Below are 19,408 nucleotides of genomic sequence, written 5' to 3' on the forward strand. Positions count from 1 at the left end.
CACATGCCCAAGCGTACCGACATCCAGAGCATCCTGATCCTCGGGGCCGGCCCGATCGTGATCGGTCAGGCCTGCGAGTTCGATTACTCCGGCGCCCAGGCCTGCAAGGCCCTGCGCGAGGAGGGCTACCGGGTGATCCTGGTGAACTCCAACCCGGCGACCATCATGACCGACCCCGAGATGGCGGATGCCACCTACATCGAGCCGGTGGACTGGCAGACGGTCGCCCAGATCATCGAGAAGGAGCGCCCGGACGCGGTGCTGCCGACCATGGGCGGGCAGACCGCGCTGAACTGCGCGCTGGACCTGTCCCGGGAAGGCGTGCTGGAGAAGTTCGGTGTGGAGATGATCGGTGCCAACGAGGCGGCGATCGATATGGCCGAGGACCGCGACCACTTCAAGGCGGCGATGGCTGATATCGGCCTGGATACGCCGACCGCGATGCTCGCGCACTCCTGGGAGGAGGCGCAGGAGATCCAGCCGAAGATCGGCTTCCCGGTGATCATCCGGCCGTCGTTCACCCTCGGTGGTTCGGGCGGCGGCATCGCCTACAACCGCGAGGAGTTCGAGTACATCGTCAAGAACGGGATCGATCTCTCGCCGGTGAACCAGGTGCTGCTGGAGGAGTCCGCGCTCGGCTGGAAGGAGTTCGAGATGGAGGTGGTCCGTGACAAGGCGGACAACTGCATCATCATCTGCTCGATCGAGAACCTCGATCCGATGGGTATCCACACCGGCGACTCGATCACCGTGGCCCCGGCGCAGACCCTGACCGACAAGGAATACCAGATCATGCGCGACGCCTCGCTGGCGGTGCTGCGCAAGATCGGCGTGGAGACCGGTGGCTCCAACGTGCAGTTCGCGATCAACCCGGAAAACGGGCGCATGATCGTGATCGAGATGAACCCGCGGGTGTCGCGTTCCTCCGCGCTGGCCTCCAAGGCGACCGGCTTCCCGATCGCCAAGGTCGCGGCCAAGCTGGCGGTGGGCTACACCCTCGACGAGCTGAAGAACGACATTACCGGTGGTCTGACCCCGGCCTCGTTCGAGCCGTCCATCGATTACGTGGTCACCAAGATCCCGCGCTTCACCTTCGAGAAGTTCCCGCAGGCGGATGCACGCCTGACCACCCAGATGAAGGCGGTGGGCGAGGCCATGGCCATTGGCCGCACCTTCCAGGAGTCGTTCCAGAAGGCGCTGCGCTCGATGGAGACCGGCATGGACGGCCTCGACGAGCGCATCGATCTGACCGCCGATGACGTGACCGATCAGCTGCGCACGAAGCTCGCCAACCCCAGCCCCGAGCAGGTGCTGTACGTGGCCGATGCCTTCCGTGCGGGTTTCTCGATCCAGGATATCTTCGACCTGACCGCGATCGACCCCTGGTTCCTGGCCCAGATCCAGGAGCTGGTGGACGTCGAGAAGGGCGTGAAGGACCGCATCCTGGGCGAGATCAGCGCCGAGGAGATGTACCGTCTGAAACAGCGCGGATTCTCCGACCTGCGCCTGGCGAAGCTGGTGAACGATACCGAGAAGGCGGTGCGCAAACACCGCCATGGACTGGGCGTGCGCCCGGTGTACAAGCGGGTGGATACCTGTGCGGCCGAGTTCGCGACCACCACGGCCTACATGTACTCCTCGTACGAAGAGGAGAACGAGGCGGATCCCACCGACAAGCAGAAGATCATGGTGCTGGGCGGCGGGCCCAACCGCATCGGTCAGGGCATCGAGTTCGACTACTGCTGCGTGCATGCCGCGCTCGCGATGCGCGAGGACGGGTACGAGACCATCATGGTCAACTGCAACCCGGAGACCGTCTCCACCGACTATGACACCTCGGACCGGCTGTACTTCGAGCCGCTGACGCTGGAGGACGTGCTGGAGGTCGTGGCGACCGAGAAGCCGGCCGGCGTGATCGTGCAGTACGGTGGCCAGACGCCACTGAAGCTCGCGCGGGACCTGGAGGCCGCCGGCGTGCCGATCATCGGCACCAGCCCGGACTCCATCGACCTGGCCGAGGACCGCGAGCGCTTCCAGGCCCTGCTGAACAAGCTGGGGCTCAAGCAGCCGCCGAACCGCACCGCGCGCAGCGAGGAGGAGGCCGAGAAGCTGGCCGAGGAGATCGGCTACCCGCTGGTCGTACGTCCGTCCTACGTGCTCGGTGGGCGCGCGATGGAGATCGTGCGCGACCGCGAGGACCTGCGCAGCTACATGAAGAACGCGGTGTCCGTCTCCAATGATGCCCCGGTGCTGCTGGACCGCTTCCTGGATGACGCCATCGAGGTCGACGTGGACGCGATCTCGGATGGCGAGAACGTGATCATCGGCGGGATCATGGAGCACATCGAGCAGGCCGGCGTGCACTCGGGCGACTCCGCCTGTTCCCTGCCGCCGTTCTCGTTGTCCATGGAACTCCAGGACGAGATGGTCGAGCAGGTGCGCAAGATGGCACTGGGCCTGAAGGTCGTCGGCCTGATGAACACCCAGTTTGCGATCAAGGGCGACGATATCTACGTGCTGGAGGTGAATCCACGGGCCTCGCGCACCGTGCCGTACGTCTCCAAGAGCGTCGGGCGGCCACTGGCCAAGATCGCCGCGCGTTGCATGGTCGGGCAGACCCTGCCCGAGCAGGGCGTGGGCGATGCGGTCTATCCGGACTATTATTCGGTGAAGGAATCGGTGTTTCCGTTCGCCAAGTTCCAGGGCGTGGACCCGATCCTGGGGCCGGAGATGAAATCCACTGGCGAGGTGATGGGGGTCGGGCGCAGTTTTGCCGAGGCGTTCGCCAAGAGCCAGCTGGGAGCGGGCGTACTGTTGCCGTCCACCGGCAAGGCCTTCGTGTCGGTGCGCGAGATCGACAAGCCGCACGTGGCGGAAGTGGCCCGGCGCCTGGTGGAGTTGGGCTTCGAGGTCCTGGCGACGCGTGGCACGGCGAACGTGCTGGAGGAAGCCGGCATTCAGGTGACGCGCGTGAACAAGGTCACCGAGGGTCGCCCGCACATCGTGGACATGATCAAGAACGACGAGATCAGCTTCATCATCAATACCGTGGAGGGGAAGCAGTCGACCTCCGACTCCTACACCATTCGCCGCGAGGCGTTGATGCACAAGGTGGGCTATACCACCACGATCGCCGGGGCCAAGGCCACCGTACAGGCCCTGGATCACCTGGGGGCGAATGACGTCTTCCGGCTGCAGGACCTCCACCAGGAAAATCTCGGAGGGAAAAGCGCATGAACAAGACGCCCTTGACCGTGACTGGCGCGGAAAAGATGAAGGAAGAGCTGAAGAAGCTGAAGGGCGAGGATCGCCCGCGCGTGGTCAACGCGATCTCCGATGCGCGCGAGCACGGCGACCTCAAGGAGAATGCCGAGTACCACGCGGCACGCGAACAGCAGAGCTTTATCGAGGGCCGCATCCGCGAGCTGGAGTCGAAGCTCTCCAACGCCCAGATCATCGACGTGGCCACCCTGCCGCAGACCGGCAAGGTAGTGTTCGGGACCACCGTGGTGCTGGAGGCGACTGCGGACGGGCGCCAGGTCACCTACAAGATCGTTGGTGACGACGAGGCCGATATCAAGAACAACATGATCTCGGTGTCTTCGCCGATTGCGCGGGCGTTGATCGGCAAGGAAGAAGGCGACGTCGTGACCGTGCAGGCCCCGGGCGGGGAGACGGAATACGAGATCCTGGAGGTTCGCTACGTCAACTGATGACGCGGCGGGTCCCGGTCGCGCTCGGGGGCGCAACCGGGCGGTGGGGTCAGGCCGGGTCCAGGGAGACCTTCGGGTCATCCGGGTTGCGGCGGAACAGGGTGGCGACATAGCCGACGCGTTGCACTCGCGCGGCGCCGGTGCGTTCGCAGAGCTTTTCCACGGTGCCGTTGCGGACATCGCGGTCGCCGATGTTCACCTTGATCTTGACCAGCTCGTGGTGGGTCAGCGCCAGCTCCAGCTCCGCCAGTACGGCATCAGTCAGCCCATTGCGGCCAATGGTCACGATGGGCTTGCGCGGATGGGCGAGGCTGCGCAGATGGCGGCGTTGCGCGTCGGTCAGATTCACAGGAGGCCATTTTCAGTGTTTAAACATCAAAATTGTAGCATGCCGTCCGCAGCTGCGAGGCCGCTCAATGCCCAAGCGTAGCCGCTCCAGTCAGCGCTGGCTGAAGGAGCATTTCGACGATCCCTACGTCCAGCGGGCCCAGCAGGAGGGTTACCGCGGGCGGGCGGTGTACAAGCTGCAGGAGATCGATGAGCGCGACCGGTTGCTGAAACCCGGCATGCGCGTGGTGGACCTCGGTGCGGCACCGGGCGGCTGGACGCAGTACGCCGCTCGGAAGATTGGCCGCAAGGGCGTGCTGATTGCCACGGACATCTTGCCGATGGACCCGGTGCCGGGCGCGGAGATCGTCACCGGCGACTTCCGCGAGGACGCCGTGCTGGACGCGATACTTGCCCTGGTGGGCGATGAGCGTGCCGATCTTGTGCTTTCCGACATGGCCCCCAACCTGACCGGGACGGGTGCGGTGGATCTGCCGCGTTCGATCCATCTTTGTGAACTGGCGCTGGACTTGGCGACACGCATTCTGAACCCCGGGGGCGCATTTCTGGTCAAGCTGTTTCAGGGTGAAGGTTCTGATGCCTATCTGGCCGAGGTGCGTCGGCGGTTCGGCTCGGTAAAGGTGCGCAAGCCGAAGGCATCGCGGCCACGGTCACGCGAAGTGTACGTATTGGCGCGTGAGCCCCGGGATGTGTAAAGCTGCCAAAAGCTAACGATTAAATGTTCTTCGAGGTGTCGTTTTGAACGGTCTGGCCAAGAATCTGATCATCTGGGCGGTAATTGCCGTCGTCCTGATGTCCGTCTTCAACAACTTCGGCCCGCAGCAGCAGACGCAGGATGTTCGGAGCATTACGTACTCCGAGTTCATCCGCGACGTGCAGGGCGGTCGCGTGGACAACGTGACCATCAAGGGCGAGAAGATCGAGGGTACGACGATCGAGGGCCAGGCGTTTACCACGGTGAACCCGAACGACCCCGGTCTGATCGGCGACCTGCTGCAGAACAACGTGGAGCTGAATGCCCACGAGGAAGCCGAGCGCTCCCTGCTGATGAGCATCCTCATCAGCTGGTTCCCGATCCTGTTGCTGATCGCCGTGTGGATCTACTTCATGCGCCAGATGCAGGGCGGTGGTGCCGGTGGCAAGGGCGCGATGTCCTTCGGCAAGTCCAAGGCCAAGCTGATGTCCGAGGACCAGGTCAAGGTCAGCTTCAATGACGTGGCCGGCTGTGACGAGGCCAAGGAGGAGGTGACCGAGCTGGTCGACTTCCTGCGCGACCCGTCCAAGTTCCAGAAGCTGGGTGGCCAGATTCCGCGCGGTGTGCTGATGGTCGGCTCTCCGGGTACCGGCAAGACGCTGCTGGCCAAGGCGATTGCCGGCGAGGCCAAGGTGCCGTTCTTCAGCATCTCCGGTTCCGATTTCGTCGAGATGTTCGTTGGCGTGGGCGCCTCGCGCGTGCGCGACATGTTCGCGGAGGCCAAGAAGCACGCCCCCTGCATCATCTTCATCGACGAGATCGACGCGGTCGGTCGCCAGCGTGGTGCCGGCATGGGCGGCGGTCACGACGAGCGTGAGCAGACCCTGAACCAGCTGCTGGTCGAGATGGACGGCTTCGAGGGCACCGAGGGGGTTATCGTGATTGCCGCGACCAACCGTCCGGACGTGCTTGACCCGGCGCTGCTGCGCCCGGGTCGCTTCGACCGCCAGGTGGTGGTGCCGCCGCCGGACGTACGCGGTCGCGAGCAGATCCTCAAGGTGCATATGAAGAAAACGCCGATCTCCGACGATGTGCGTCCGGATCTGATCGCGCGCGGCACGCCGGGTTTCTCCGGCGCGGATCTGGCCAACCTGGTCAACGAGGCGGCGTTGTTTGCGGCGCGCTCCAACAAGCGCTTGGTGGACATGTCCGACTTCGAGCGCGCCAAGGACAAGATCATGATGGGCGCCGAGCGCAAGTCCATGGTGATGTCCGAGGACGAGAAGAAGCTGACCGCCTACCATGAGGCTGGCCACGCGATTGTTGGCCTGACGGTGCCGGAGCACGACCCGGTCTACAAGGTCAGCATCATCCCGCGTGGGCGAGCCTTGGGTGTCACCATGTTCCTGCCCGAGGAGGACCGCTACAGCCACTCGAAGACGCGTCTGGAGAGTCAGCTGGCGAGCCTGTTTGGCGGGCGTCTGGCAGAAGAGATTATCTTTGGCAATGACAAGGTGACCACCGGAGCCTCGAACGATATCGAGCGCGCCACTCAGATCGCCCGCAACATGGTCACCAAGTGGGGCCTGTCGGAAAAGCTCGGCCCGCTGGATTACGGTGAGGAAGAAGGGCATCCGTTCCTGGGTGGGCAAATGGGCAAGTCGAAGCCGATGTCCGACGATACTGCGCGCCAGATCGATGCCGAGGTCCGTCACATCATCGATGCGAACTACCAGCATGCGAAGCAGATCCTGGTCGACAATATCGATACGCTGCACGCAATGGCGCGGGCGCTGATGAAGTACGAGACCATCGACGACAAGCAGATCGCGGACATCATGGCCGGGCGCGAGCCCCGCGAGCCGGCGGATTGGGATAGCGGCGGCGGTTCCGGTGGCTCGGCGCAGGCCAGCGACGAGGCCGAGGGTGGTGCCTCGGATGCCGACGGCGCCGCCAAGGACGGCTCCGATGGCCGGGGTGACGATGACAAGGGTGTGGTCGGCGGTCCTGCGCCGCAGTCCTGATCCGTCCACTTCGTGACCGGGCTTGGGTCCGGTCGCCGCCACTGGCCGCCAGGCCCTCGTCCTGGCGGCCTTTTTCGTTGGGTACTCACAGGAGAACGCCGATCGTGCCGACTGACGCACCGGTACTGCAATGCGGGGGGCACGCCCTGGACCTTGGGCAGCCGCGCATCATGGGGATTCTGAACGTCACCCCGGACTCGTTCTCCGACGGTGGCCAGTACGCGCGGGTGGAAGATGCGCTGACGCGGGCCCGCGCCATGGTCGCGGAGGGGGCGGAGATCCTTGACGTGGGCGGCGAATCCACTCGCCCCGGTGCGGCGCCAGTGGCGCTGGAGGATGAGCGTCAGCGGGTGCTTCCGGTCATCGAAGCCCTGCGCGCGGAACTGGATGTTCCGCTGTCCGTGGACACCATGAAGCCGGAGATGATGCGCGAGGCGGTTGCCGTCGGTGCCGGGATGCTGAATGACGTGAACGGCTTTCGCGCCGAAGGGGCGCTGGCGGTCGCGATGGGGGCGGCCCGCGAGCGTGGCGTAGCGCTTTGCGCGATGCACATGCAGGGCGATCCGCAGTCGATGCAGCGGGCGCCGCATTACGACGATGTGGTGGACGAGGTGCGCGCCTTCCTCGAGCAGCGGGTGGCGGAGTTGTTGCGTGGCGGCGTGCCGCGCGGCCAGATCCTGCTGGATCCGGGCTTCGGCTTCGGCAAGACCCTGGAGCACAACGTCGCGCTGTTTCGCGGCCTGCCGCGCCTGGCGGCCTCCGGCTTGCCGCTGCTGGTGGGCGTCTCGCGCAAGTCGATGATCGGTCAGCTGCTGGATGACCGTCCGGTCGCTGAGCGGGATCCCGGCAGTGCCGTGGCGGCCCTGTTGGCGGCACAGGCCGGTGCGCGTGTCCTGCGTGTGCACGATGTCTCGGCGACCCGTGATGCCCTGGCGCTATACTCAGCGTTGCGACCGGATGGTGGCGACGGACAGGACAATCGAGGGAACTGATGGGCAAGTATTTCGGAACCGACGGCATCCGTGGGCGCACCGGCGACTGGCCGATGACGCCGGAGTTTGCGCTGCGCCTCGGGTATGCCGTGGGCGAGGTGCTGGGCGAGAACGGCCACCGCCAGGGGCCGGTCCTGGTGGGCAAGGACACGCGCGTGTCCGGCTACATGTTCGAGTCAGCACTGGAGGCCGGGTTGTCCGCCGCCGGGCTGGACGTCGCGTTGCTGGGACCGATGCCGACCCCGGCCATCGCCTACTTGACGCATACCTTCCGTGCCACTGCGGGCGTCGTGATCAGTGCCTCGCACAACCCATTCCACGACAACGGGTTCAAGTTCTTCACCCCCGAGGGCGACAAGCTGCCGGATGCGACCGAGGCGGCCATCGAGGCGCGTCTCGATCAGCCGGCACAGCCCATCAACAGTGCGCGTCTGGGCAAGGCCGTGCGCATCCAGGATGCCGCTGGACGCTACGTCGAGTTCTGCAAGAGCGCGATCCCGGCACGTTCCGAGCTGCGCGGGATGAAGATCGTCATCGATTGTGCCCACGGTGCGACCTACAACGTCTCCCCGCACGTGTTCGAGGAGCTGGGGGCACAGGTCGAGATCCTCGGCGCCAGTCCGGACGGCTACAACATCAACGACGGGGTCGGCGCCCTGCACCCGGAGAACGTCGCCGAACAGGTGCGGGCGACCGGGGCGGATCTCGGCATCGCGCTGGACGGCGACGGCGACCGGGTGATCCTGGCCGATGCCGACGGCACCGTGGTCGATGGGGACCAGATCCTCGGTATCCTGGCGCTGGCGCGGCAACAGGCCGGGGGCTTCGACGGCGGTGTGGTCGGGACCCTGATGACCAACCTGGGGCTGGAGCAGGCCCTGGGGGGCGCCGGCATCCCGTTCGTGCGTGCGAAGGTTGGGGATCGCTATGTGCTGGAGGAGCTCCGCCGTCGCGACTGGACCCTGGGCGGCGAGGGGTCGGGTCATATTGTCTGTCTGGAGCACACCACGACCGGCGACGGTACGGTGGCGGCGTTGCAGGTTGCACACCTGATGCACCGTACCGGCCAGCCGCTCTCGGCGCTCGCAGCGGCCATTCCCAAGCTGCCGCAGTGCCTGATCAACGTGCCCGTCAGCGGTGCGGCGGCCGGCTGCCTGGAGGCCGAGCCAGTGCGCGCCGAGGTCGCCGCGGTGGAAGATCAGCTCGGCCAGCGTGGCCGGGTCCTGCTGCGTCCCTCCGGTACCGAGCCCCTGGTGCGGGTGATGGTTGAGGGCGAAGATGTCGACGAGACCCGCTCGGCCGCCGAGCGCATCGCGGACAGCATCCGGGCGGCGATCTGATTGCCGCAACCAAGCCTCGCCTGCGCGCCCCGCGACGGCTTGGTTGATTTGCTACCGGTGCGCCGGTAACATCCCGCCGCTCTAATCATCATGATCGGACCCCGTGTATCTGCGGGGTTCGGCCGATCGCAGGAGGAAGATCCGCATGCGCACGCCGCTGGTCGCCGGAAACTGGAAGATGAACGGTTCGCGGGACGCGAACCGCGCGCTCCTGTCCGCCCTGAAGGGCAGCCTGGGCGACATCCGGGGCGTGGACGTGGCGGTCTGCCCGCCCGCGGTCTACCTCGCCGAAATCGCGAACGACCTGTCCGGTGGCCCCATCGCCGTCGGCGCGCAGGATTGTTCCGACCAGGAAAAGGGTGCCTACACCGGCGAACTGGCCGGCTCCATGCTGGCCGAGGTGGGCTGTCGCTATGTGATCGTCGGGCATTCCGAGCGCCGCGAGCGGCAGAACGAGGACAATGCCTGGGTGGCAGCCAAGTTCGTTGCGGCCCAGGCCGCCGGGCTGACGCCGATCCTGTGTGTGGGCGAGCAGAAGGCCGACCGCGAAGGCGGGCGCACCGAGACTGTGGTCGCCGAGCAACTCGATGCGGTCCTGGATGCGGCCGGAGTCGAGGCGTTCGAACGCGCCGTGATCGCCTACGAGCCGGTTTGGGCGATTGGCACCGGTTTGACCGCCACGCCGGAACAGGCCCAGGAAGTGCATGCATTCATCCGCAACCGTGTTGCGGGTCGCGACCCGCAGGTCGCAGCCGATCTTCGGATCCTCTACGGTGGCAGCATGAAGGCCGATAATGCGGCCGGCCTCCTGGCGCTCGAGGACATCGACGGCGGTTTGATCGGCGGTGCCTCGCTGGATGCCGACGCATTTTCCGCCATTGCCCGCGCCGCGGGCGAGCAGGTCGCGGCATGATTTACGGCCTGCTCCTGGTGGTCCAGGTCGCGGTATCGCTTGGCCTGATCGCGCTGATCCTGATGCAACACGGCAAGGGCGCCGATGCCGGCGCGGCCTTCGGCAGCGGCGCTTCGGCGACGGTGTTCGGTGCGGCCGGGTCGGCCAACTTCCTGAGCCGCTCGACGGCCGTGCTGGCGGTGGTCTTTTTCCTCAACAGCCTGACGCTTGCGTATCTGGCGGCATCCAGTCCGGAGGCCGAGAGCCTGCTGGACCAGATGGAGGCGATGGAAGAAGAGGGCGATGGTCCGCCGGACCTCCCGGCCGAAGTGCTCCCGGGGCAAGAGCCCCCGGGTGGCAGCGGCCCGCAATCCGGCCGGCCGGCCGATGTGCCCGATTGAGATCCGGTACCTGTACGAATTGGCAGATGTGGTGGAATTGGTAGACACGCTATCTTGAGGGGGTAGTGGCGCAAGCCGTGTGGGTTCGAGTCCCACCATCTGCACCAAATACTCGTTGCCCCGGGCCGCTGAATATCTGTCGGCGCCCGGGGTAATTAACAATGAAAACAGCATCTTATAAAATTACGAATACTTGACACCGTTTTTGGGCATCACCTAGACTCCGTGCCCGGTGTACGGCTCTGCCGCGTCTGTGCGGGACCGAGTCGTACCCGCGCTTTCAACCAGCAACGCTGAACGGCTCGCCGGCGCGCTCGATCCACGCGACGCCTCGCGAACCTGCCCGCCTGAGGCGGCGTACGGGAGAGAGAAATGCTGGAAGGTTATTTACCCATCCTGCTGTTCATCGCAGTAGGCATCGTGATCGGCGTCGTGCCGCTGGTGGTCGGTATGGCCGTGGGTCCGCACAAGCCGGACGCGGCGAAGAATTCGCCCTACGAGTGCGGCTTCGAGGCCTTCGAGGATTCGCGGCTGAAGTTCGATGTCCGCTTCTACCTGGTTGCGATCCTGTTCATCATCTTTGATCTCGAGATCGCGTTTCTCTTCCCGTGGGCCGTGTCGCTAGACACCATTGGCCTGTTCGGGCTTCTTGCGATGGCCCTGTTTCTTGTCATTCTGGTCGTCGGTTTCATCTACGAGTGGAAGAAGGGGGCGCTGGAATGGGAATAGAAGGCGTTCTTGAGAAGGGCTTCGTCACCACCTCGGCGGACAAGCTCATCAACTGGGCCCGCACCGGGTCGCTCTGGCCGATGACCTTCGGTCTCGCGTGCTGCGCGGTGGAGATGATGCATGCCGGTGCCGCGCGCTACGACCTCGACCGCTTCGGGATCATCTTTCGGCCGAGCCCGCGCCAGTCGGACGTGATGATTGTGGCCGGCACCCTGGTCAACAAGATGGCGCCGGCTCTGCGCAAGGTCTACGACCAGATGCCCGAGCCGCGCTGGGTGATCTCCATGGGGTCCTGCGCCAACGGGGGCGGGTACTACCACTACTCCTACGCGGTGGTGCGCGGTTGCGACCGCATCGTGCCGGTGGATGTCTACGTGCCGGGGTGCCCGCCGACGGCGGAGGCGCTGCTCTACGGCATTATCCAGCTGCAGAACAAGATCCGGCGCACGAACACGATCGCGCGCTGACGCACCCGGGGTAGCAGATGGCTGAACAAGACAACTGGACCGACGCCCTGCGGGCGGAACTGGGCGATGCCCTGGAAAGCCTGCACGAGGCGAACGGCGAGATTACCGTCGATATCGCACCGGGCTCCTGGCGCGAGGCGGGCGAGAAGCTGCGCGACGCCCTGGGCTTCGAGATCCTGATCGACCTGTGCGGGGTGGACTACCTCGAATACGGGCAGGACGAATGGGGCACCGACTCCGCCACCAATACGGGCTTTTCCCGCGGTGTCGAAGCGGCGACCTCCGGGCGTTTCACCTTCGATGATGCGCCGGAAGATTCCAACTGGGACGGCCCGCGGTTCACCGTGGTGGCTCACCTGCTGTCGCTCGAACATAACCGCCGCGTGCGGATGCGCGCCTGGCTCAGTGACGAGGAGTTCCCCGAGGTCGAATCCCTCGTGGACGTCTGGGCCTCGGCCAACTGGTTCGAGCGCGAGGCCTTCGATCTGTTCGGCATCCTGTTCTCCGGGCATCCGGACCTGCGCCGCATCCTCACGGACTACGGCTTTGTGGGGCATCCGTTCCGCAAGGACTTCCCGCTGATCGGGCATGTCGAGATGCGTTATGACGCCGAGCAGGCCCGTGTGGTGTACCAGCCGGTGACCATCGAGCCGCGCGTGCTGGTGCCCAAGGTGATCCGCGCCGACCATCGCTACAGCGAGGGTGAGAAGCCGGGCGAAGGAGCCGAGAATGCCTGAGATTCGCAACTTCACCCTCAACTTCGGGCCGCAGCATCCCTCCGCCCACGGCGTATTGCGCCTGGTGCTGGAGATGGATGGCGAGGTGGTGCAGCGGGCCGACCCGCACATCGGCCTGCTGCACCGCGGCACCGAGAAGCTCGCGGAGAGCAAGCCGTACAACCAGTCGATCGGCTACATGGACCGTCTGGACTACGTGTCCATGATGGCCAACGAGCACGGCTATGTGCTCGCGATGGAAAAGCTGCTGGGCATCGAGGCCCCGCTGCGCGCGCAGTACATCCGGGTGATGTTCGACGAGATCACCCGCATCCTGAACCACCTGATGTGGCTGGGGGCGCATGCGCTGGATATCGGCGCCATGGCGGTGTTCCTGTATGCCTTCCGTGAGCGCGAGGACCTGATGGACTGCTACGAGGCGGTCTCGGGTGCGCGCATGCACGCGACCTATTACCGCCCCGGCGGTGTCGCGCGGGACCTGCCCGGCACGATGCCGAAGTATCAACCGTCCTCCTGGAAGTCGCAGGAGGTGGTGGATGACCTGAACAAGATCCGTCAGGGCTCGTTGCTGGACTTCATCGAGGCGTTTACCGAGCGCTTCCCCGGCTGCGTGGACGAGTACGAGACCCTGCTGACCGATAACCGGATCTGGAAGCAGCGCACCGTCGGGATCGGCGTGGTCGACCCGGATCGTGCGAAGCAGCTGGGCTTCACCGGCCCGATGCTGCGCGGCTCGGGAATCGAGTGGGACCTGCGCAAGAAGCAGCCCTACGAGGTCTACGACCGTCTCGACTTCGACATCCCGGTGGGCACCAACGGCGATTGTTACGACCGCTACCTGGTGCGCATCGAGGAGATGCGCCAGTCGAACCGCATCATTCGTCAGTGTGTGGACTGGCTGCGCCAGAATCCGGGCCCGGTGCTCCTCGAGGATCACAAGATCACCCCGCCAAAGCGCGAGGAGATGAAGGCCGATATGGAGGCCCTGATCCACCACTTCAAGCTGTTCACCGAGGGCATGTGCCTGCCGGAAGGCGAGGCCTACGCGGCGATCGAGCATCCGAAGGGCGAGTTCGGGGTCTACCTGGTCTCGGATGGTTCCAACAAACCGTATCGTCTGAAGGTCCGTCCGCCGGGCTTTGTGCACCTGTCCGCGCTGGACGAGATGGCGCGCGGCCACATGCTGGCCGACGTGGTCGCCATCATCGGGACCCAGGACATCGTATTCGGGGAGATCGACCGCTGATGGCTGCCGAACAGAAAACTGTCGCCTTCCACAAGCACGCCGCGAAGAAGGTCGAGCTGAGCGCGCATGAGCGCGAAGAGATCGACGCCTGGCTGGCGCGCTATCCCGAGGATCAGAAGCGCTCGGCCGTTCTGGGCGCTCTGCGTGCGGTGCAGCACGAGGATGGCTATCTCTCCACCGCGAAGATGGACGCCGTGGCCGACTATCTCGGGTTGCCGGCGATCGCGGTGTACGAGGTGGGTTCGTTCTACTCCATGTACGAACTGGAACCGGTGGGCAAGCACACCATCATGGTGTGCGACAACATCTCCTGCATGCTGCGCGGCGCCGAGCCGATCATCGAGCACCTCGAGAAGCGTCTGGGCATCAAGCGCGGCGAGAGTACACCGGACGGCAAGTTCTACCTGAAGCTGGAAGAGGAGTGCCTTGCAGCCTGTTGCGGCGCCCCGATGATGCAGGTGGACCACAAGTACTACGAGAATCTCACCCCCGAGCGGGTCGACGAGATCCTCGACGGTCTGGAGAAGTAGCATGGCCAACCAGATCTGCTTTGCGACGCGTTACCTGGACAACGCCGCCGCGCTCGAGACCTACAAGAGCGTCGGCGGCTATCAGGCGCTGGAGAAGGTCTACAAGGGCAAGATGGCCCCCGAGGACGTGATCGAGGAGGTCAAGACCTCCAACCTCCGCGGCCGCGGAGGTGCGGGTTTCCCGACCGGTCTCAAGTGGTCGTTCATGCCGCGCAACAGCCCGGGGCAGAAGTACATCGTCTGCAACTCGGACGAATCCGAGCCGGGTACCTGCAAGGATCGCGAGATCCTGATGTACAACCCGCATGCGCTGATCGAGGGGATGGCGATCGCTGGGTACGCGATCGGCGCGACGGTGGGCTACAACTACATGCGCGGCGAGTTTATGGACGAAGTGAACACCCGTTTTACGGCCGCGCTGCAGGAGGCCTACGAAGCTGGCTACCTCGGCAAGGACATCTTCGGCTCGGGGGTGGACTTCGATCTGCATCCGTCGCTGGGGGCCGGTGCCTATATCTGTGGCGAAGAGACGGCGCTGCTGGAATCGCTGGAAGGCAAGAAGGGCCAGCCGCGCTTCAAGCCCCCGTTTCCGGCCAACTACGGCCTGTACGGCAAGCCGACCACGATCAATAACACCGAGTCGCTCGCCTCGATCCCGTCGATCATCCGCAACGGCGGCCAGTGGTTCGCGGATCTGGGTGTGCCCAAGTCCGGGGGCGAGAAGCTGTTCTCGGTGTCCGGGCACGTGAACAAGCCGGGCAACTTCGAGATCCCACTGGGCACTCCGTTCAAGGATCTGCTGGAAATGGCCGGCGGTGTGCTGAACGGGCGCAAGCTGAAGGCGGTGATCCCGGGCGGATCATCGGTGCCGGTGGTACCGGGCGACGTGATGCTGAAGGCCAACATGGACTTCGATTCCATCGCGCATGCCGGCTCCATGCTGGGCTCCGGGGCGGTGATCGTGATGGACGAGACCGCCGACATGGTGAAGTCCCTGCAGCGGATCTCTCGCTTCTATTTCTCCGAGTCCTGTGGCCAGTGCACGCCCTGCCGCGAGGGGACCGGCTGGCTCTACCGCATGCTTACTCGCATCGTCGAGGGCCAGGGCCGACCCGAGGACCTGGAACGGCTGGACGACGTGGCCAGCAAGATCGAGGGCCATACCATCTGCGCCCTGGGCGACGCCGCCGCCATGCCGGTGCGCAGCTTCGTCAAGCATTTCCGCCACGAATTCGAATACTACATCCAGCACGGCCGGAGCCCGGTGGCAGACGCCGCCTGACGCTCTACCGCGCCATCGCATCAGGAATCGAGCATGAGTCAGGATCAGAAACAAGATCTGGTCAGCATCGAGATTGACGGCCGTACGGTGGAGGCGCCCAAGGGCGCCATGCTCATCGATGTCGCCGATGATGCCGATATCCGCATTCCGCGGTTCTGCTACCACAAGAAGCTGTCGGTGGCGGCCAACTGCCGTATGTGTCTGGTCGAGGTGGAAAAGGCACCCAAGCCGCTGCCGGCCTGCGCCACGCCGGTGATGGACGGCATGAAGGTGTACACCCAGTCCCCGCTGGCGCTACGCGCGCAGAAGGGGACCATGGAGTTCCTGCTGATCAACCATCCGCTGGACTGCCCGATCTGTGACCAGGGCGGCGAGTGCGAGCTGCAGGACGTGGCCATGGGCTACGGCGAGAGCGTGTCCACCTATACCGAAGCCAAGCGCGTGGTGAAGGACAAGGACATCGGTCCGCTGATCGAGACCGAGATGACCCGCTGCATCCACTGCACCCGTTGTGTGCGCTTCGGCGAGGAGATCGCCGGGGTGCGCGAGCTGGGCGCGACCGGACGCGGCGAGCACATGCGCATCGGCACCTACGTCGAGAAGACCGTGGCCCACGAGCTCTCCGGCAACGTGATCGACCTGTGCCCGGTGGGGGCGCTGACCGCCAAGCCGTCGCGCTACAGCGCGCGTGCCTGGGAATACGCGCAGGCGGCGACGATTGCCCCGCATGATGCGGTCGGCTCCAATCTGTTCCTGCATACCGACGACGGCCGTGCGATGCGGGTCGTCCCGCGCGAGAACGACGCGGTCAACGAGACCTGGATCTCCGACCGCGATCGCTTCAGCTACACCGGTCTGTATGCGGAGGATCGACTGACCCGCCCACGGATCAAGGTCGACGGCCAGTGGCAGGAGGTCTCCTGGGAGACCGCATTGAGCTACGCCGTCGAGGGCCTGAAGGAAGTGGCCCCGGCGCGCGTGGGCGCGTTGCTCTCGCCTGCACTCTCGCTGGAGGAACACTACCTGGCGCAAAAAGTGCTGCGGGGCATGGGTGTCACCGACATCGATCACCGCGTGAATCAGCGCGATTTCCGTGATGAGGCGGCGGCCCCGCTGTTTCCCTATTTGGGTGCAGCCATCGGCGATCTCGAAAACGCCGATGCCGTGCTGCTGGTCGGCAGCAACCCGCGCCGCGAGCAGCCGCTGATCGCGCACCGTCTGCGCAAGGCGGCTTCGCGCGGGGCGCAGGTCAGTCTGATCAACGACATGCTGCTGGACCTGACCTATCCGGTTCAGGCCCAGCTGGTGGGCGACGAGCACGACCAGGTCCTGGCGCTCGCCGGGATCGCCGGGCAGCTCGCCGCGGCCGGCAAGTCGCTGCCGAAAAAGCTGGAAAAGATCGTCAAGGCGGCCGCGACAGACGACGGCGAGACGCGGGAAGCCTTCGAACGCGCAGCCCGTGCGCTGCTGGACGGGAAGCGGGGCCATGTGCTGCTGGGCGCCGCCGCAATCAATGGGCCAGCTTTTGCCACGTTGCGGGCCCTGGCAGGCTGGATCGCCAAACATACCGGTGCCAGCCTGGGCTACCTGCCGCAGGGCGCGAATGCCGCGGGTGCCTGGCTGGCTGGCGTCCTGCCGCATCGTGGCCCGGGCGGGGCGGAGCTGGATGTCGCCGGTACGAATGCCGCCGAGATGCTCGAACAGGGACGCGATGCATTCGTGATCGCCGGGCTGGAGCCGGGCCGCGATGGGGTCGATCCGGCGGCCTTCCAGGCAGCCCTGGAGCGTGCCGGTCTGGTGGTCGCCCTGAACAGCTTCGCCACGCCTGAACTGGAGGCTGTGGCGGATGTGCTGCTGCCGATCGCCACAAGCTTTGAGCAATCCGGGACCTTCGTGAACGCCGAGGGCCGCTGGCAGAGTTTCCGCGCCGCCTCGCGCGCCCCGGATGACGCCCGGCCGGGCTGGAAGGTCTGGCGCGTGCTGGGCAATCTGCTCGACCAGAGCGGCTTCGATTACCTGGATTCGCCCGCAGTGCGGGACGAGCTGAAGGGCCAGCTGGCGGAAGCCAGCTTCGATACCGGTGTCAACCTCAACAAGGTGCAGGTGGAGGTGCCCGAGGCCGGCGCGGGCGACGGTCTGTACCGTGTGCAGGCGGCCGCACTCTACAGCGGCGATCCGCTGGTGCGCCGTGCCGAGCCGCTGCAGACCAGCCCCGAAGGGCTGCTGGCCGAGAGCGTGCTGGTGCATCCCGAGTCCGCCGGCGAGCACGCCCATGGCAGCCGCGTGCGACTGCGTCAGGGCAAGGCCGAAACGGAATTGACCCTGTTGCTGGACGATTCGGTGCCGCCGGGTCTGGCCGTGACCTTTGCGGGTTCCGCGGCCATGGGGGCCCTCGGCCTGCCGAACACCACGGTCACGCTGGCGCGGGCCTGAGGGACTTAAGACATGTTCGACTGGATGATGAACCTCTTCTACAGCCTTCCGACGGTCATGCAGATCCTGATCGGCATTCAGCTGATCGTGATTCCGCTGATGCTGGCCGTGGCCTACACGACCTTCGCCGAACGCAAGGTCATCGGTTACGCCCACGTGCGCATCGGCCCGAACCGGGTGGGCCCGCGCGGCTGGCTGCAGCCGATCGCGGACGCCCTGAAGCTGTTGACCAAGGAGGTCATCCTCCCGACCAACGCCAATCGCTTCCTGTTCCTCAGCGCCCCGGTGCTTACGATTGCGCCGGCTTTGGCGGCCTGGGCGGTGGTTCCGTTTTTCGACGGCGGGGCCCTGGCGGACGTGAACGCCGGACTGCTGTATCTGCTGGCGCTGACCTCCCTCGGTGTGTACGGCATCATCATCGCGGGCTGGGCCTCGAACTCGAAGTACGCGCTGCTGGGCTCGCTGCGCTCCGCCGCGCAACTGGTCTCATACGAGATCGCGATGGGCTTCGCCCTGGTGGGCGTGCTGATGGCTGCCGGCACCCTGAACGTGGGCGGGATTATCGAGGCGCAGTCCGGGAGCGTGTACCACTGGTTCCTGCTGCCGTTGCTGCCGATGTTCTTCGTGTACTTCATCTCCGGGATCGCGGAGACCAACCGTGCGCCCTTCGACGTCGCGGAGGGCGAGTCCGAGATCGTGGCCGGGTTCCATGTGGAATACTCCGGCATGGCGTTCGCGGTGTTCTTCCTGGCCGAATACGCCAACATGATCCTGATCTCGGCGCTGACCGCGATCCTGTTCCTGGGGGGCTGGCTGTCGCCGTTCCAGGGCATCCTGCCGGCCGCCGTGTTCGACTGGCCGGTGATCGGGGCGCTGCTGGATCACGGGATTCACTGGTTCCTGTTCAAGACGGCGGTGTTCCTGTTCGCCTTCCTGTGGTTCCGCGCCACCTTCCCGCGCTATCGCTATGACCAGATCATGCGCCTGGGCTGGAAGGTCCTGATCCCGGTGACCATCGTCTGGCTGTTTGTCGAGGGCGTGCTGGTCGCGTTCAACGTCGGCCCGTGGTTCGCCTGAGGAGATCGTGATGAAAGCCGTGCGCCGTTTCTTCAAGAGTTTCCTGTTCTTCGAGCTGCTGCTGGGGCTGCGCCTGACCGGGCGTTACCTGTTGAGCCGCAAGTTCACCGTGCAATACCCGGACGAGAAGACGCCGATGTCGCCGCGCTTCCGCGGGCTGCACGCCCTGCGCCGTTATCCCAACGGCGAAGAGCGCTGCATCGCCTGCAAGCTGTGCGAGGCGGTGTGCCCGGCGCTGGCGATCACCATCGACTCCGAGGAGCGCGACGACGGCACGCGGCGGACCACGCGCTACGACATTGACCTGTTCAAGTGCATCTTCTGCGGCTTCTGCGAAGAGGCCTGTCCGGTGGATTCCATCGTCGAGACGCACCTGTTCGAGTACCACTTCGAGAACCGGGGCGAGCAGATCATGACCAAGGACAAGCTCCTGGCCATTGGTGACCGCTTCGAGAAAGAGATCGCGCAGGCCCGCGCGGTCGACGCCCCCTACCGGTAACGCA

Annotated in this window: 18 protein-coding genes and 1 tRNA gene; 18 read left to right on the forward strand and 1 reads right to left on the reverse strand. The window is 65.3% G+C overall.

The genetic code is table 11. The annotated features are described in order from the left end of the window. Positions 1-3: 3 nt before the first annotated feature. Both carB and greA read left to right on the forward strand, forming a co-directional pair. Positions 4-3,237, forward strand: a complete 3,234-nt coding sequence (carB, locus tag TVD_RS03535; RefSeq protein WP_018146245.1) for a carbamoyl-phosphate synthase large subunit — start codon at positions 4-6, stop codon at positions 3,235-3,237. Then, the gene (greA, locus tag TVD_RS03540) at positions 3,234-3,713 is read left to right on the forward strand and encodes a transcription elongation factor GreA (protein ID WP_018146244.1); all 480 of its coding nucleotides are present in this window, start codon (positions 3,234-3,236) and stop codon (positions 3,711-3,713) included. The genes carB and greA overlap by 4 nt, the downstream gene beginning before the upstream one ends. Positions 3,714-3,762: 49 nt before the next feature. Here the strand turns inward: greA and yhbY are convergent, their stop codons facing one another. After that, positions 3,763-4,062: a ribosome assembly RNA-binding protein YhbY gene (gene yhbY, locus TVD_RS03545; RefSeq protein ID WP_047250824.1), complete on the reverse strand. Its 300-nt coding sequence runs from the start codon at positions 4,060-4,062 to the stop codon at positions 3,763-3,765. A 67-nt stretch (positions 4,063-4,129) separates the two neighbouring features. Between yhbY and rlmE the strand changes: the two genes are divergently transcribed. The 16 genes from rlmE (at position 4,130) to nuoI (ending at position 19,404) form a co-directional block, all read left to right on the forward strand. Beyond that, entirely contained in the window at positions 4,130-4,756 is a 627-nt protein-coding gene (gene rlmE / locus TVD_RS03550; protein WP_018167907.1) for a 23S rRNA (uridine(2552)-2'-O)-methyltransferase RlmE, read from the forward strand. A 43-nt stretch (positions 4,757-4,799) separates the two neighbouring features. Continuing rightward, on the forward strand, positions 4,800-6,779 hold the full coding sequence (ftsH, locus tag TVD_RS03555; RefSeq protein ID WP_047250825.1) for an ATP-dependent zinc metalloprotease FtsH: 1,980 nt from the start codon (positions 4,800-4,802) through the stop codon (positions 6,777-6,779). Between the two features lie 104 nt (positions 6,780-6,883). Continuing rightward, a complete protein-coding gene (gene folP / locus TVD_RS03560; protein WP_018176463.1) occupies positions 6,884-7,771 on the forward strand; it encodes a dihydropteroate synthase in 888 nt (295 codons plus the stop codon). Continuing rightward, the gene (gene glmM, locus TVD_RS03565) at positions 7,771-9,111 is read left to right on the forward strand and encodes a phosphoglucosamine mutase (RefSeq protein ID WP_018167905.1); all 1,341 of its coding nucleotides are present in this window, start codon (positions 7,771-7,773) and stop codon (positions 9,109-9,111) included. Before folP ends, glmM begins: the two co-directional genes overlap by 1 nt. Positions 9,112-9,256: 145 nt before the next feature. Then, entirely contained in the window at positions 9,257-10,024 is a 768-nt protein-coding gene (tpiA, locus tag TVD_RS03570; RefSeq protein ID WP_047250826.1) for a triose-phosphate isomerase, read from the forward strand. Then, entirely contained in the window at positions 10,021-10,404 is a 384-nt protein-coding gene (gene secG, locus TVD_RS03575) for a preprotein translocase subunit SecG (protein WP_018146237.1), read from the forward strand. The genes tpiA and secG overlap by 4 nt, the downstream gene beginning before the upstream one ends. 22 nt (positions 10,405-10,426) lie before the next feature. After that, a tRNA-Leu gene (locus TVD_RS03580) sits at positions 10,427-10,511 on the forward strand. A gap of 265 nt (positions 10,512-10,776) precedes the next feature. Continuing rightward, on the forward strand, positions 10,777-11,133 hold the full coding sequence (locus TVD_RS03585) for an NADH-quinone oxidoreductase subunit A (RefSeq protein WP_018146236.1): 357 nt from the start codon (positions 10,777-10,779) through the stop codon (positions 11,131-11,133). Further along, complete coding sequence (locus tag TVD_RS03590) at positions 11,124-11,600, forward strand: NuoB/complex I 20 kDa subunit family protein (RefSeq protein ID WP_012982122.1); 477 nt, start codon at positions 11,124-11,126, stop codon at positions 11,598-11,600. Before TVD_RS03585 ends, TVD_RS03590 begins: the two co-directional genes overlap by 10 nt. A gap of 17 nt (positions 11,601-11,617) precedes the next feature. Then, positions 11,618-12,337, forward strand: a complete 720-nt coding sequence (locus TVD_RS03595) for an NADH-quinone oxidoreductase subunit C (protein ID WP_018146235.1) — start codon at positions 11,618-11,620, stop codon at positions 12,335-12,337. Continuing rightward, on the forward strand, positions 12,330-13,583 hold the full coding sequence (locus TVD_RS03600; RefSeq protein ID WP_018146234.1) for an NADH-quinone oxidoreductase subunit D: 1,254 nt from the start codon (positions 12,330-12,332) through the stop codon (positions 13,581-13,583). The genes TVD_RS03595 and TVD_RS03600 overlap by 8 nt, the downstream gene beginning before the upstream one ends. Then, positions 13,583-14,113 (forward strand): NADH-quinone oxidoreductase subunit NuoE family protein, encoded by a 531-nt coding sequence (locus tag TVD_RS03605; protein ID WP_018167902.1) that lies wholly within the window; start codon positions 13,583-13,585, stop codon positions 14,111-14,113. Before TVD_RS03600 ends, TVD_RS03605 begins: the two co-directional genes overlap by 1 nt. 1 nt (position 14,114) lies before the next feature. Beyond that, positions 14,115-15,395, forward strand: a complete 1,281-nt coding sequence (nuoF, locus tag TVD_RS03610; protein ID WP_018176461.1) for an NADH-quinone oxidoreductase subunit NuoF — start codon at positions 14,115-14,117, stop codon at positions 15,393-15,395. A gap of 33 nt (positions 15,396-15,428) precedes the next feature. Continuing rightward, the gene (gene nuoG / locus TVD_RS03615) at positions 15,429-17,828 is read left to right on the forward strand and encodes an NADH-quinone oxidoreductase subunit NuoG (RefSeq protein ID WP_047250827.1); all 2,400 of its coding nucleotides are present in this window, start codon (positions 15,429-15,431) and stop codon (positions 17,826-17,828) included. Between the two features lie 12 nt (positions 17,829-17,840). Further along, positions 17,841-18,905 (forward strand): NADH-quinone oxidoreductase subunit NuoH, encoded by a 1,065-nt coding sequence (gene nuoH, locus TVD_RS03620; protein ID WP_018650399.1) that lies wholly within the window; start codon positions 17,841-17,843, stop codon positions 18,903-18,905. A gap of 10 nt (positions 18,906-18,915) precedes the next feature. Continuing rightward, entirely contained in the window at positions 18,916-19,404 is a 489-nt protein-coding gene (gene nuoI / locus TVD_RS03625) for an NADH-quinone oxidoreductase subunit NuoI (protein ID WP_018146229.1), read from the forward strand. Positions 19,405-19,408 lie beyond the last annotated feature (4 nt).

This window comes from Thioalkalivibrio versutus (assembly GCF_001020955.1).
Classification (GTDB): domain Bacteria; phylum Pseudomonadota; class Gammaproteobacteria; order Ectothiorhodospirales; family Ectothiorhodospiraceae; genus Thioalkalivibrio; species Thioalkalivibrio versutus.

What these genes read in the sequence shown, in the direction of transcription:
- tpiA (WP_047250826.1), top strand. Translation starts at nt 9,257, where the DNA reads ATGCGCACGCCGCTGGTCGCCGGAAACTGGAAGATGAACGGTTCGCGG.
- nuoG (WP_047250827.1), top strand. Translation starts at nt 15,429, where the DNA reads ATGAGTCAGGATCAGAAACAAGATCTGGTCAGCATCGAGATTGACGGC.
- carB (WP_018146245.1), top strand. Translation starts at nt 4, where the DNA reads ATGCCCAAGCGTACCGACATCCAGAGCATCCTGATCCTCGGGGCCGGC.
- greA (WP_018146244.1), top strand. Translation starts at nt 3,234, where the DNA reads ATGAACAAGACGCCCTTGACCGTGACTGGCGCGGAAAAGATGAAGGAA.
- nuoH (WP_018650399.1), top strand. Translation starts at nt 17,841, where the DNA reads ATGTTCGACTGGATGATGAACCTCTTCTACAGCCTTCCGACGGTCATG.
- nuoI (WP_018146229.1), top strand. Translation starts at nt 18,916, where the DNA reads ATGAAAGCCGTGCGCCGTTTCTTCAAGAGTTTCCTGTTCTTCGAGCTG.
- TVD_RS03595 (WP_018146235.1), top strand. Translation starts at nt 11,618, where the DNA reads ATGGCTGAACAAGACAACTGGACCGACGCCCTGCGGGCGGAACTGGGC.
- rlmE (WP_018167907.1), top strand. Translation starts at nt 4,130, where the DNA reads ATGCCCAAGCGTAGCCGCTCCAGTCAGCGCTGGCTGAAGGAGCATTTC.
- TVD_RS03585 (WP_018146236.1), top strand. Translation starts at nt 10,777, where the DNA reads ATGCTGGAAGGTTATTTACCCATCCTGCTGTTCATCGCAGTAGGCATC.
- glmM (WP_018167905.1), top strand. Translation starts at nt 7,771, where the DNA reads ATGGGCAAGTATTTCGGAACCGACGGCATCCGTGGGCGCACCGGCGAC.
- TVD_RS03600 (WP_018146234.1), top strand. Translation starts at nt 12,330, where the DNA reads ATGCCTGAGATTCGCAACTTCACCCTCAACTTCGGGCCGCAGCATCCC.
- TVD_RS03605 (WP_018167902.1), top strand. Translation starts at nt 13,583, where the DNA reads ATGGCTGCCGAACAGAAAACTGTCGCCTTCCACAAGCACGCCGCGAAG.
- secG (WP_018146237.1), top strand. Translation starts at nt 10,021, where the DNA reads ATGATTTACGGCCTGCTCCTGGTGGTCCAGGTCGCGGTATCGCTTGGC.
- nuoF (WP_018176461.1), top strand. Translation starts at nt 14,115, where the DNA reads ATGGCCAACCAGATCTGCTTTGCGACGCGTTACCTGGACAACGCCGCC.
- TVD_RS03590 (WP_012982122.1), top strand. Translation starts at nt 11,124, where the DNA reads ATGGGAATAGAAGGCGTTCTTGAGAAGGGCTTCGTCACCACCTCGGCG.